Raw genomic sequence first — 13788 nt, 5'->3', positions numbered from 1 at the left:
CGGGCGCGCCTCAGATTTCCTTCCTCATGAAACCCGACAAGACTCCCGATTTCCCACAGCGAGAAGGGCGGGTCACGTGGCGAAGAGGAGGTCACTTGAAGTGGCTGTTGCTGCTGACATGCTGGTGTGGCGTTGCCGCGGCTTGCGATTTCGACGGCATGTCTCTGAAGGAGGTCGAGGCACAGCTCGAGGAGATCGACGAGGAGCTGGCGACGCTCGCCCATCCAACCGTGCGGGCCGGTGTCGGGAACATCGGCTGGGGCTCGAAGCCGAGGAAACAGGCCGACCACCTCGAGTGGCTACGCGTCGACTTTGTTGAGGAGGCGGAGATTGACCGGATTGTGCTGGTTCCCGTCGTCTGGCGGGACCCGGACACGGGCTTGGCGGGCGATGCCTTTCCAGTCGAGTTCGATGTCGTGGTGGGAAACGGAGAATCCGAATCGGTGGTGTCCTCCTTCGGTCCCGCAGACGAATTGCTTCCCCGGATCGCACCGCTGGTTCTTCCCCTCGCTCCGGTTTCCTGCTCCTGGATCGAGATTCGAGCGAAGGTCTTGTCGCCGCGGGCTCTGGATGGCGCATACGCCTTCCAGCTGGCGGAAGTCATGGCCTTCTCCGGAAAGCGGAATGTGGCCCTGCGCGGAAGGGTCAGCGCGTCCTCGCTGTTCGGCAGTCGTGTTGGAGGCTCCTACTCCAGGGAAGCCCTTGTCGACGGTGCCACTCCCTATGTCATCGATTCGGCGGACGGCGCACCGAGCCAGTCCTGTGTGATTTTCTATTACACTGGCGAGGTGCCGTCCCTCGTCTTCGATCTCGGCGAGAGCCACGCCGTGGATCAGATCCATCTGCATGCGCCCGATTTCAGTGAAAGCGTGCCTCAGGTCCGGCATGCGGATTACGGCCTGCCACGGTCGATGCGGGTTGAAGGCGCGAGCCGTCCGGACTTTTCGGATGCTGTCGAGCTGGTGGATTTCAAAAGGAACACCATCTACGAGTCGGGGCCGGTCATCGTGTTGCGTTTCCCCCGCTCGCCGTGTCGCTATGTCAGGTTCACGGTGACGGATGGCTACAAGGCTCCTGAAGCGAAGGAGCAACACCGCTGTGTCGGCTTCACCGAAATCGAGATACTTGCCGCCGGAGAAAATGTTGCCGAAGGGGTGCTTCCGGAGCTGCGCGGGGAGATGAATTTCACGGATGGTGATCTGGGAAACCTGACCGATGGCCGGAATCATTTCGGAAACATCCTGCCGTTGCGCGAGTGGATGGAGCAGCTGGCAAGGCGACACGATCTGTCGCTCCTCAGGCCGGCCGTGTCCCGCGCGCTGCTCGACCGCTACCGAAAGCAGAGTAATACGCTGACTCTGGTGGCGTGGCTGGCGGGTGTGTTGGCAGCCGGCCTGGTGATCGCGGTCTTGATGGGCCGGATCGCGAGAATGAGGCAGGTCACCCGGATCAAAAAGCGCTTCGTCGCCGACCTACACGACGAGGTCGGCGCGAATCTCCATGCCATAGCCATCCTGAGCGACATCGTTAGGGGAAGACTGAAGTCAGGGGAAGACGCGGAGGACTTGTTAGACGAGGTTCGGGTGATTTCGCAGGAGACCTCTGAGGCCACCCGGCACTGCACCAGCATGGTCGAGGCCAAGGGTCTTTGCGAAGATCTGGAAGCGGAGCTGAGGCGCTCCGCGGAACGACTGTTGCGGGACTTCGAGCACGTGTTCAGGGTGGATGGAGGCGAGAACCTGAAGTTGCTCGCTCCCCGGAGGCGGATTGACCTGCTGTTGTTCTTCAAGGAATGCCTGACCAACGTGATCCGCCACTCCCATGCGACGCGGGTCGAAATTGAGGTCATGGCAGACGCCAGGCAGGCCTCCCTTCACGTCAGAGACAACGGTGAGGGAAGCGACGGCGGGATTTCCTCCTCGCTCAAGCGGCGGGCAAGGTTGTTGCGAGCCAAGCTGGATGTGGGATCGGAGGCAGGCGGAGGGACCAGCGTATCACTGACATTGAAAACCCGGAGATTCGGATTCATCCATGGATAGAACACTCAAAATCATGCTGGTCGAGGACAGCAGGGCCTTCACCCGCGTGGTCGAACTCGCTTTGAACGAGGATCCCGCCATCGACAAGGTCATGAGCTTCGGCACCGCCGAAGCCGCGCTGCGCAGCCTCAACAAGCTGCATCGATTCGTCCCCGATGCCATCATCCTCGACATCTCCCTGCCCGGAATGAGCGGGCTGGAGGCGATTCCGCACTTCATTGGTGGCATCGAGGAGGTTCCGATCTTGATGCTGACCCAGTCCGACAAGGAGGACGACGTGATTCAGGCCCTGTCACGGGGTGCCATGGGCTACCTCCTGAAATCGGCGACCTCGGAGGAGATCCGTGCGGCGGTTCGCAACATCGCCTCGGGAGGCAACGTCCTCGATACCGGGGTGTCGAAGTACATCATCGAAAAACTCAAGAAGCAGCCGAAGAATGAAAAGGTCGACCACCGGCTATCGGATAGGGAGCTGGCGACCTTGGCCCTGATGGCGGAAGGGCTTTCGAGAAAGCAGATCGCCCACGAGTTCGGCGTGAGCGTTTCGACCGTGGTGACCCACATCAACCGGATCTACCGCAAGCTGGACGTCCCCAACGCTCCGGCGGCAATCAGCAAGGGCTATCGCTGCGGCATCCTCGAATAGCGGGGGACGAATCGCTCACTCCGCCGAGCCGCTGAGAATGCAGTCCAAGGCGATGAAGGTGTCCCTGGACTTGGGGTTCTTGCCGACGACTTCCACGCGGATAGTGTGGACGCCGTCGACCCCCTCGAAGTCTCCCAAGATAATCGGCCCGCTTGCTCGTGGCTTCGGGGAGAAGAGATCGACCTTCTTTGATGGCTTGCCGTTGACGGAGAATTGGACCACGCCGAGGTCAAAGCTTTGGACGGCTTGCAGCGTCAGGCGCTCGGCCGAGGGAAGCTGGGAGGGCAGCTCGAATTCGATGGCGTCGCCCACCTTGGCGCCGCGGATCAGGAGGAGGTTCTGGTCATGAAGCTGCTTGTTGGCCGGCCCCTTGCTCATGAGCTCAGGTTTCGAGCCCTCCGGCTTGGAAAGGACTTTCAGTTTTTCGAAACCCACCGCGTCGTCGAAGGCCTGGCCCTTTGTCGCGGTCTCGGGATGGGTCAGCGCTGCGGGCAGCTCGGGAACGTTCGGGATCTCGCTCGGTTCGGGCTTCCGGTTCGAGGTGGTTTCGGCATCGCCATACCAGTAGACACCGACCTGATAGCCCATCTCGCAGTCCGACCCGGACCAGACTTCCATGTCCAACTGCAGCGAGCTGCCAAAGGGCATCGTGTCGAGCGCGCGGCTGCGGGTTTCCACGCTGAAGCCCATGGTGTTCCGCTCGTTCGAATCGGTCTTGCGGTTCAGCTTGTTGTATTTGTGGCAGAAGGGTTGGGCGTGGAAGGGATGTTCGTAGAAGTCGGTGCTGCGGCCGCCCCAGGAGTAAGCGTAGTAGTCCTCGGTGCCGGTGCCGAAGATCGAGGGGAAGTCCTCGCCATCGATGTAGATCCGCTCGTCACCCTCGCCCCACCATTTCTCGACGGGATTCATGATGGTCAGGGTGTCGCCGACATAAACGCCGCGGCCCTTGATGGTGACGTAGTTCCAGTCGGAGAAGGGTCGAGTGGGAACCGGATACTGGCCACGCCACTGGGCGTGGAAATAGAGGGATTCGGAACTCCAGGTCCATTCGCCGGTGATGGCCCGCGCCTCCACATCCACGGGTTTCTCACTGAGGTTCAGAATGCTCATCGTAGCATTCTTCTGATAGGGCATCACCCAGCGACTGCGCATCGTGCCGTCCTCAGCGACGGTGCGGAACCAGCCCTGCATCGGATTGAGGCCGATGCCGCAGCCGAAGAAGTCACCAATCGGGCACCACACGGTCTCCTTACCGTCGAAGCTCATCTTGAGGACGACCTTGCGGGTGATCTCCGGGTCGGAGTAATCGGCGAGCTTGACGCTGAGTGCCCGCACCGCCGCCACGCCCTCCGCCATAGAGACCTTCCGCTCCTCATTCGGGGCGAGAGTACCGAAGAGCTCGAAGGTCTTTCCCTCAGTCGCGTCCTGAGGATTGAGGAGGCTTTTGCAAGTCTCGTCGATCAGTGGCCTGGCGGCTTCGAAGTCGTCCATGGTGAAACTTTTCACCGGGACCTCGTCGTCGTACTCGCGATAGGTGAACTGGAAAAAGAAGGGACACTCGGAAACCGTGACCTTGCAGCCTTTTGCATAAGGGATCGGAAAAAAGGAAACCGCCGAGCGCAGGGATTCGTGGGCGAGAGGAAAGGGAACCAGGCCTTTGCCTTGGAAGAGTTCGAACTGATTGCCTTCGATCACCGGCTCCGGATGACCATCGACGTAGATGCGGAGAATCGCGTTGGTCGTGCCACTGGTCTGCTTGCGCCAGGGCATCCAGGTGCGGACGATCGCCCCCGGTCCCTCGTCCTCCATCAGGACGAATTCCTCGCGCCCCTGATTTTTCTCGATGCGGATGAACCTCCCGTGTTCGGGTTTGGTGTTGTAGTCGTTGTTGGCGAACCAACCGGTCGGCTCGTTCTTCGGCGGCTCCGGCGCGACCGAGACACGGTTGTAGCTGCTGTCCTGCTTCAGGCGGAAATCCTGCGTGGGGAATCGCGCGACCTGATCCCGGTCGAGCATTTCCCGCAGCAAGGAGGAGATCGAAACCTCTTCCGCAGCCGACCCGACGATGGGCAGAGCCCCGAGGACTCCAGCACCCAAGGCGATCACAATTCTTGTCAACTTCATGCTGCGAATCATCACCTTCCGTGTGGGGGCTCGCCCAGCGAGAAATCAGTCCTCTTTTAGGAGGACAAAGGCATCCGACGCCTCCATCAAAGACCTGATCACCGCCGTCCAATCGGAGCTCTCCAAGAGCGATATCCTGACCTGGAACGGCAATTGACCCAAGGAGCACAGGCGTCCCGCCTGTGTCCCCCAGCAAGCGCCTCTCTCCCCGCCAAATCACCCCCACCACCCAACAAGCGCCTCCAGACCGCGAGCAAACGACATAATAAGTCCTTCTCCATGTCCCCGCACCACTCAAACTCTCTCGTCGCCACATGCCCCGGCTCAAGACCAGGCCGCTGCCAGTCCATCGAGGAGGAACTGCGCGACATGCTCGGCCTGGGCCCTGATTTCATCCTCATCGAAAACCGTCCCCGGGAAGACTGTCGGATAGAGGTGCGCGCCGTGAATCGGGCCGGTGCAGAGTGAAATGATGCACTTGATCCAGCACCGAATCGTGAGCTCAGCAGTGTCCGGTGGGAGCAGGGCGGTGACCAGCTCGCGGCTGTTCTGGAACTCGGGTTTGATGACCTTTTCCAGAATCGAATCGATGAATCCACTCTTCATCGCGACCATGTCCTGATTGATACGCCGCAGCGGGGACTCGGGATGATAGCGCTCGAAAAACCAGACGACAAACTTGCGCAGCTGGCCCTCCGGATCCGAGGGATCGTCACTCAGCCGAGGCATGCGCCCCATGATGGCCTCAAGATGTTCGACGACATATTTGGCGTAGAGATCCGCCTTGCTTCCATAATGATAGTTGATCGCGGCAATGTTCGCGCCGGCGGCTGCTGCGATCATTTGCACGGTGGCACCTTCGTAACCGTGCTCGATGAACACTTCCTTCGCGGCTTCCAAGAGGCGGGCTTTGGTGGGGTGACTCATGGTTTGCAGGCGGTCGTTGACCCATCATTGAGCACCGACGCACCTTCGTCAAATCGCAATTCAAACCGTTTTTCAAATGGCATTTGAATTTCTTCTTGCCAAGCTTCTGATCGGGGCGCAGGGTAATCGCCATGAAGACACATTCTCTCTTCCGTTTGTCGTTTCTGCTTCTCGCGCCCCTCGCCTTTTCCTCGATCAGCTCCGCGGAATCCGAGGCCACCCGGCGTCTCATCGAACGCAATGCCGAGTTCCGCAAGGAAGCGGTGAAAGTCGCCGATGGCGTTTACAGCGCGGTTGGTTATCGCGCCTCGACCATCAATATGATCGAAGGCGACGACGGCATCATCATCGTCGACACCGGCCAGACACCCGGCGCGGCAAAAGAGGCACTCGCGGAATTCCGAAAGCTCACCGACAAGCCAGTGAAGGCGATCATTTTCACCCACAGCCACGGGGACCACATCGGCGGAGCCAGCATTTTTGCGGCCGAGGGTGAGGATGTGGATGTTTGGGCCCGCGAGAACTTCGGCTCGGAAAGCGGCACCTTCAGCGGAGCGGGCCTGACCATCCATCGACCACGCGGTTCGCGCCAGGCCGGAGCCCTGCTGCCGGCCGACAAGAAGATCAACAATGGCGTCGCCCCCGCCGTGCCGGACAACCATCAAGTCCGCTTCGGGAAAACTTCCGAAGTCATGCCTACCCGCACTTTCGAAAGCGGTCGCGAGAAACTCACCATTGCGGGAGTTAAGGTCGAACTCGTCGCCGTCAGCGGAGAGACCGATGACGCCCTCTATGTCTGGCTGCCGGAGAAGAAGGTGCTCTTCAGCGGAGACAACTTCTACAAATCCTGGCCGAATGCCTACGCCATCCGCGGAACCGCCTATCGCGATATCCGCAGTTGGGCCGATGCCAACGACGCCATGCTTCAGGAAGGCGCGGAAGCCCTCGTCCCCGGTCATACCCGTCCGATTGTGGGAGCGGAGAACGTGAAGCAGGCGCTTACCGACTACCGCGACGCCATCCGCTTTGTCTTCGACAAGACCATCGAAGGGATGAACCAGGGAATGACTCCCGACGAACTGGTCGACTACGTGAAACTTCCCGCCAAGCTCGCCGAGAAGGACTACCTGGGGGAATACTACGGCAATGTCGAATGGGCCGTGCGCGCTATCTTCCAAGGGTATCTCGGGTGGTTCGATGGCAACCCCACCAACCTCTTCCCGCTCTCACCGAAGGATGAAGCCGAACGCATGGCCAAACTGGCCGGCGGCAAAGAAGCTCTGCTGGTCCAGGCCCGTCTGGCCCTCAAGAACAACGACGCCCAATGGGCCGCGCAGCTCAGCGACCAATTGATCGCCCTCGATCCGGAAGCCGACGAACCGAAACTCATCAAGGCTGACGCCCTCAGCGCCCTCGCGGAAGAACTCCTCACAGCCACCGGACGGAACTACTATTTTACCGTAGCTCAAGAGCTGCGGAAGGAAGTCGAAACTCAAAAGTAGTCGCCGTCGCTAACGGGCTTCACGCCTTCTCCTGACTCCGTGTCTTCCGCCTGCCCGGCTTTCCGGAAACCTCGGCCTTTCCACGGTCCAGAAAGATGATGGATTTCCCCAAACTGTCCTCGATGCAGGCGAGAAGGAAATCGGTGAAGCGGCTGGCGTAGGGGTTGGAAAGGTCCGGAGCGGTGTAGCTCACCAAGTAAGTATTCGATAACTTCGGCATGCCGGCTTCAATCACCGGCATGTCATCCAGCACCGACGAAGCCGGCAGGATTCCGATCCCCATTCCAGCCCGCACCGCCGACTGGATCGCCTGGGTCGAGTTGGCATTGAGTGCGACTTTCCAGGTTCTGCCTGCTTTTGTTAGAGCGTCGAAGGCGATCTTCCGATAGATGCAGGGAGCGGGAAAAAGCAGGAGCTCGATCTCGTCGTCGTCACCGAATTTGTCGTGGCCGGTCCAGACGAGAGGCTCTTGCCAAAGCACTTGTCCGCCATCGCGGTCCGGGCCGGAAAACACCACATCGAGTTCACCCCGATCGAGGGCATCTAACATCTCGCCGCCCAGACCGAGTACTAGACGCAGCTCACAATTCGGATGCGCCCGGCGAAAGCGGGCGAGCACCGAGTGCAAATGCTGCGGCGCGAGGTACTCGGCGAACCCGACCCGCAACAAAGATCCCTCTTCCGGCGCGCTGAGCGCGAGCATCGACTCATCCGCCAACTCCAGAATCCGCCGGGCGTAGCTGAGGAAGGTCTCGCCCGCTGGCGTCAGACTCAGCGACCGGCTCGTCCGTTCCAGCAACTTCGTATTGAGACGCTCCTCAAGCTTCGCGATCTGCAGGCTGATGGCCGACTGCGTGCGATGCACCCGATTCGCCGCTGCGGAAAATCCCCCCTCTTCCACCACCGCGACCAGCGTCCGAAGGCTGAGAAGATCGGTATCCAGCTTGAAGGGTGATCTATTCGCTTTGCTCATTAATTCGATTTCAACAACTCGTTTCACAAATTGTCCAGACCGAATAGTCTGATCCATGAAACGCAGCCCGTCCAAGGGCGAGACTTTCACCCAGCAACTCCCAACGAGAATACCACCATGAAAGCAATGATCCTCAACAGCTACGGCCCGGACTCGAAGTTCGAAGCCACCGAAATCGAAAAGCCAGCCGTCAAAGCCGGACACGTCCTGGTCAAGATCGCCGCCTCGAGCGTCAACACGGTCGACACCATGATCCGCAACATGGGCGAAGAACTGCCCCTATCTCCCGCAACCCCAGCTCTTCTCGGCATGGACTTTGCCGGCACGGTCGAAGCCATCGGCGAGGGCGTCGAGGGCTATGCCGTGGGTGATGAAGTTTACGGCTGCGCCGGTGGTCTCGCGGATCTCCCCGGCACGCTCGCCGAGTACATCGTCGCCGACTCGAAGCTGATCGCTCATAAGGCCAAGAACCTGTCGATGCGCGAAGCGGCGGCGCTGCCTTTGGTCGCGATCACCGCCTACGAAGGTCTCATCCGTGCGAACATCGAGGCCGGCCAACAGGTGCTCGTTCACGGCGGATCCGGCGGCGTCGGTCATGTCGCGATCCAGCTGGCCAAGCACTTCGGTGCCGACGTCTACTCGACTGGCGGCGGCGGGAAACAACTGGAACTGATCCGCGAACTGGGAGCCACTCCGATCAACTACAAGACGGAGTCGGTGGAGCAGTACGTCGACAAACACACGGACGGCGCGGGATTTGAGCTCGTGTTCGACTCCGTTGGCGGAGCGAACCTCACGAATTCCTTCGAGGCCGCAGCGCTCAATGGCCAGGTCGCCACCACGGTGTCGATGTGCGAGCTCGATCTGACGCCCGCGCACTTCAAGGGACTCTCCCTGCACGTCGTCTTCATGCTGATCCCCATGCTTCACGACTTCAAACGAGAGCAACACGCGAAAATCCTGGCCGAGCTGACGAAGATTGCCGAAGCCGGTGCCCTGAAACCCGTGCTCGATGAGAACCGCTATTCCCTTGAGCAGGCCAGTGAAGCCCATGCCCGTCTGGAAAGCGGACAAGGCATGGGGAAAGTTGTGATTGAGAACTAATCATCACCAAACACCAGCCATGAAATACTATCTAACAGCGATTAGCGCGGTCCTTTTCTTCAGCGCCGCCATCGCGGAAACCCAGCCCCATGCAGGAAAGGATAGCAACGTCCAGGTCACGCTGGCCTCCGAAGTCGACTGGACCTTTCTCAATCCCAAACGCGGTGCCCTGGCTCCTATGGCTGGAACGCTTTGGGGTGACCGCAACGCCGCCGGAGCCACCGGATTCCTCCTCAAGCCCAGCGATGGCTTTGAATCCCCGCCGCACATTCACAACGTCTCCTACCGCGGCATTGTGATTCGCGGAGCCATTCACAACGATGATCCCGACGCCGCCAACATGTGGATGCCGCCAGGCTCCTTCTGGACCCAACCCAAAGGCCATGTGCACATCACCGCCGCCACGGGAAAAGGCTCCCTCGCCTACATCGAAATCGAAGAGGGCCCCTACCACGTTCTTCCGGAAGATGAGGCATTCGATAGCGGAGAACGTCCGGTCAACGTGGACCAATCCAACATCGTCTGGCTCGGAAAGTCCGACCTCACCTGGGTCGATTCGGGGGAGAATCCGGGCGACGCAGATGCCCCGAAAATCGCCTTCCTCTGGGGAAAGACAGAGGCTGGCGAGTTGAACGGGACTTTCATCAAATTGCCCGCAGGCTTTAAAGGCAGCATCAGGAGCGACGGCGAAAGCTTCCGTGCGGTCGTGATTCAAGGACAACTCGACTACCGCCATCCCAGCGTCCAGGAACCCAAGACCCTCGACCCCGGAAGCCATTTCAGCGCCGAGGGAAAAACGCTCCACCAGCTTGATTCGAGCCCTGAGGAGGAAAGCATTCTGTATGTCCGGACGAATGGAAAATATCACCTGATCCCGTCGCCGCGCGCGATGTAGGCCCATGAGACTTCGATGAGAAACCGTCTGACGACCGGCTGCGCAAACCTGAGTCACTCCTATCAAGCGCCTCGATGGTTTTCAATGCAACCATCTAACAGACTCAGCAAGCACCGAGCAACTTTCCCGGATCAATCGGGTTCCCCCCGAAAGCATGATACCCTACGCAATCACCCTCGCCCTGCTGGCCTCCCCCGTCCTGTGCGCCCAAGCCATCCGTAGTTCGTGGCTTACTTCTCCCTCAGGTCAGTATGCAAGAGTCTACACCACAGCCTCTCAGGAATCATCGGGTACTTCCGTTACGAGTTGGAAGCACGCGAGTGGTACTAGTCAGGAGGTCCCGACCTATGCTGGAGTGAGTGAAATCGCCGTTACGGCCGATGACCTTTACATTCGAACTTCAGGTCTCGCCTTTCATGTGATGGGTCCATGGCAGGGCGAGAACGGTCGCCCCTTTCCCAACTACCCGGTCAACATCGCCCAGACCGCCCGCTTTCCCCTCAGTCCGACAATGGAGGAATCCACGAAGACGCCAACCGGCCTCGGGGCGATCGGATACTTTGTCGATGGCGTCGCCATGTTCGATTCTCGCGACGCCTTTTCCTATATCGCCTCGGAGAAGCGCGACGCCCGACCCCGCGATCGGCGGAACCGGGGTGACGGCATCTGGAATCGCGACGCCTATGTCAATGAGTCCCCGACCTTTGACTCATCCAACGCGCATCAAGCCGGAGGAACCCATCACTACCACGCGAACCCTCCGGGACTTCGTCATCTGCTCGGTGACTCCGTCGACTACGATGCCACAAGCAACACCTACCGCGAGAACCCTAATGGCGATCACTCGCCGATTCTCGGATGGGCCTTCGATGGTATCCCGCTTTACGGACCCTACGGCTATTCCGATCCGATGGATCCTGACAGCCCGGTTCGACGCATGATTTCAGGCTATCAGAAGCGTGATGGATCCAACGGCTCCACCAATCTCGCCGCCACCGGCCGCAAGTCGCTCCCTGCATGGATCATCCGCAACGAGCCCGAACGGGCCCGGCCCCTTCGCGAATCGCAGTACGGCCCGGACCTTGACCCGGCACTCTACCCGCTCGGCCAGTACCTTGAGGACTACGATTATCTCGGAGATCTTGGAAAGGTTCAGGGCAAGGATTTCGATCTCAACGAGTACAACGTCCGCTTCTGCGTGACGCCCGATTTCCCCGAAGGAACCTGGGCTTACTTCTGCTGCATCGATCCCCACGGGACACCGGTCTTTCCCTACAACATCGGTCGCTACTTTTTCGGCAAGGTCACCGGCGGAAACGTCCGATCCGTTCCGGAAAATCGCACGGTTCTCTTCAAAGGAGGACCGAACATCACCTCCGAGATCACTGTCAGCAAGACGGACGACGAAAGCATCACACTCACATGGACCGGTGCTGAAGGGGGAGAGTATCAGATCGAAAGCAGCAGGAATCTGGACAGCTGGAAGGTCGTTGAAGACGCCACGAAGCTTGCGGACGGAAAGCAAGCCGAACTCGTGCTGAAGAAGCCGGCCGACACGCACTTCAGAAGTGTTAGAACTTCTCTCGATGCATTCGACGATCGCGGTTTTTCACCATCGTCGTCAGCCGCTCCGACCTTCACGGCGCTTTTCGATGAACTGCCGCCGCTTGACGAAGTCGCGAGCATTGGAGTTGGCGGGCTTAAGGCTGAAATCACATCTATCAGCGGTGATACGATCAGTCTGAGCTTCGACAAAAGTCAGCTCCCGCCGGGCGAGTACCCGGCGACGATCCGGCATTCCGAGCCCGGATCGAGCCCGCGGGAGATTCACTCGACGAACGCGCTCGTCATCGCTCCGCCGAGGAACATCCTGCTGCTGATCCTTGATGACTGGGGTATCGACTCCAGCCCGATCGACAACACCCCGCAGCTGAGCCCTGGCGCCAGTTTCCCGGCCATGCCAAATCTGGAAGCGCTGGCGGAGCGCGGCATTCAATTTACCAATGCCTACGCCCAACCGGTTTGCTCGCCCACCCGCGCGAGCATTCTCACCGGACGGCACCCATTCCGGCACGGTGTCGGCAACCCCATGCGTGCCACCCTTTCCGCCGAGGAACTCAGCTTGCCTGAGGTCTTTGCCAAAGCAAACTCACCCTACCAGCTCGCATCATTCGGGAAATGGCATCTGGGAGGTGGCGACAAGGGCCCCGCCGAACTTGGTGGCTGGCCCGAGTTCTCGGGCTTCCTGCGGGGCGGCGTTTCGAATTACTACAAATGGAGTAAAACGAAGAACGGCAGCTCCCTCGGCACGATCGCCACCTACACCACGACCGACCAAGTCAACGACACGATCGACTTCATCACCCGACAGCAGGACAAACCGTGGTTCGCATGGGTCGGCTTCAACGCGCCCCATTCCCCCTTCCACAACCCACCTCAGGAGCTCCAGCGTCATGAAGAATATCCGACCGACGACGATGGACAGGTGGTCCGTGCCCACCGTCGCGACGCCTACGAAGCCTCCCTGGAAGCACTCGACCACGAAATCGGCCGCCTGCTGAAAGCGGTGGATCTTGAGAAAACCAACGTGATCCTGATTGGTGACAACGGAACGCCAGCCCAGGTCATCCAGGCTCCATTCGAACGAGCACACGCCAAAGACACGCTCTATCAAGGCGGCATTCATGTCCCATTGGTGATCGCCGGTCCCGATGTTCCCGAAGCCGGAACCAGCGACGCCCCGGTGCACTGTGTCGACCTCTTCTCCACGATCCTCGAACTGGCCCAGATCAATGTGACGGAAGCAAACCGCCCGGGAGAGAAGATCGACTCGCAGAGTCTTGTCCCGATCCTGCAAGGGCGCGATACAGGGGCCCGGACCGTGGTTTCCGAACGTTTCAGCAGCCCCTCGTCCCAGAGAGATGGACGCGCGATCATTTCGTCACTCCATCCGGACTACAAGCTGATCGTCTTTGGCGATCCCAGAACATCTTCCGAGCATTCGAAGTACGAGATGTATCGTATTTCGTCTGACCCGAACGAGAAGGAGCCCCTCGGCCTGCCACCGGCGGAAGGTGACGACCACTTCGCCGCCTACGAAGCCCTCATTGCCATTGATGCATCCCTGAAAAATCCTGATTCCGCTCCCGCGAAAGGGGACCTTAGCACCTACTTCATCGAACTCTCCGGAACCCGAGGCCCGAGAGCTGCGCCTCGCAACATGCGGATGGGGCCCGAGCGAATCACGATCAATGGCCAGGTCGCCACTTTCATCTCCCGGTCCAAGCCCAATGGTGAGGACGACCAGAATTGGATCAAGTGCACTGCTCCCGCCATGCCTGCACCGCTGAAGGCGGTCGTAACATTTCCTGACAACCCCCGGATGCCTACCGGCGAGCCGCGGGTGATTGACTCGCTACGCACCCTTCGCGAAGAGTAACCCGACGAACCACCTCGAAGATCGGCGACGGCTCCCGTGGATTCCGAAGCTCGCAGGCCGAGACTTCGAACAAGCTCAGCGTTGATATCCAGTCCCTGAAGTCGGATTCGTTTGACGGTGCGGGGGCAGTGGCTCAGGA

The 13788-nt window shown here is 59.8% G+C and carries 9 protein-coding genes; 6 read left to right on the top strand and 3 right to left on the bottom strand.

The window, feature by feature from the left end; genetic code table 11:
* Positions 1–26 precede the first annotated feature (26 nt).
* Both ACFQY0_RS11520 and ACFQY0_RS11515 read left to right on the top strand, forming a co-directional pair.
* Positions 27–2039, top strand: coding sequence for a sensor histidine kinase (locus tag ACFQY0_RS11520; protein WP_379712460.1), 2013 nt, complete (start codon positions 27–29; stop codon positions 2037–2039).
* The gene (locus tag ACFQY0_RS11515; RefSeq protein WP_379712458.1) at positions 2032–2685 is read left to right on the top strand and encodes a response regulator; all 654 of its coding nucleotides are present in this window, start codon (positions 2032–2034) and stop codon (positions 2683–2685) included. Before ACFQY0_RS11520 ends, ACFQY0_RS11515 begins: the two co-directional genes overlap by 8 nt.
* 15 nt (positions 2686–2700) lie before the next feature.
* On the opposite strand, the gene ACFQY0_RS11510 is transcribed toward ACFQY0_RS11515, so the two are convergent.
* On the bottom strand, positions 2701–4809 hold the full coding sequence (locus ACFQY0_RS11510) for a glycoside hydrolase family 172 protein (RefSeq protein ID WP_417398464.1): 2109 nt from the start codon (positions 4807–4809) through the stop codon (positions 2701–2703).
* Between the two features lie 324 nt (positions 4810–5133).
* The gene (locus tag ACFQY0_RS11505) at positions 5134–5736 is read right to left on the bottom strand and encodes a TetR/AcrR family transcriptional regulator (RefSeq protein WP_379712456.1); all 603 of its coding nucleotides are present in this window, start codon (positions 5734–5736) and stop codon (positions 5134–5136) included.
* Positions 5737–5867: 131 nt separating this feature from the next.
* On the opposite strand from ACFQY0_RS11505, the gene ACFQY0_RS11500 reads away from it, so the two are divergent.
* On the top strand, positions 5868–7238 hold the full coding sequence (locus tag ACFQY0_RS11500; protein WP_379712454.1) for an alkyl sulfatase dimerization domain-containing protein: 1371 nt from the start codon (positions 5868–5870) through the stop codon (positions 7236–7238).
* 19 nt (positions 7239–7257) lie between these two features.
* Here ACFQY0_RS11500 and ACFQY0_RS11495 read toward each other — a convergent pair whose 3' ends face one another.
* Positions 7258–8211 (bottom strand): LysR family transcriptional regulator, encoded by a 954-nt coding sequence (locus ACFQY0_RS11495; RefSeq protein WP_379712452.1) that lies wholly within the window; start codon positions 8209–8211, stop codon positions 7258–7260.
* Between the two features lie 117 nt (positions 8212–8328).
* On the opposite strand from ACFQY0_RS11495, the gene ACFQY0_RS11490 reads away from it, so the two are divergent.
* From ACFQY0_RS11490 to ACFQY0_RS11480, 3 genes are all read left to right on the top strand, one after another.
* Positions 8329–9315 carry a zinc-dependent alcohol dehydrogenase family protein gene (locus ACFQY0_RS11490; RefSeq protein ID WP_379712450.1) on the top strand — a complete coding sequence of 329 codons (987 nt, stop codon included), beginning with the start codon at positions 8329–8331 and terminating at the stop codon, positions 9313–9315.
* Between the two features lie 19 nt (positions 9316–9334).
* Positions 9335–10210 carry a DUF4437 domain-containing protein gene (locus ACFQY0_RS11485; protein ID WP_379712448.1) on the top strand — a complete coding sequence of 292 codons (876 nt, stop codon included), beginning with the start codon at positions 9335–9337 and terminating at the stop codon, positions 10208–10210.
* Between the two features lie 154 nt (positions 10211–10364).
* The gene (locus ACFQY0_RS11480) at positions 10365–13649 is read left to right on the top strand and encodes a sulfatase-like hydrolase/transferase (protein WP_379712446.1); all 3285 of its coding nucleotides are present in this window, start codon (positions 10365–10367) and stop codon (positions 13647–13649) included.
* Positions 13650–13788 lie beyond the last annotated feature (139 nt).

This window comes from Haloferula chungangensis (genome assembly GCF_042664875.1).
Taxonomy (GTDB): domain Bacteria; phylum Verrucomicrobiota; class Verrucomicrobiia; order Verrucomicrobiales; family Akkermansiaceae; genus Haloferula; species Haloferula chungangensis.
The sequence above is the reverse complement of the archived record's forward strand: the minus strand, read 5'-3'. Positions and strand labels throughout refer to the sequence as shown.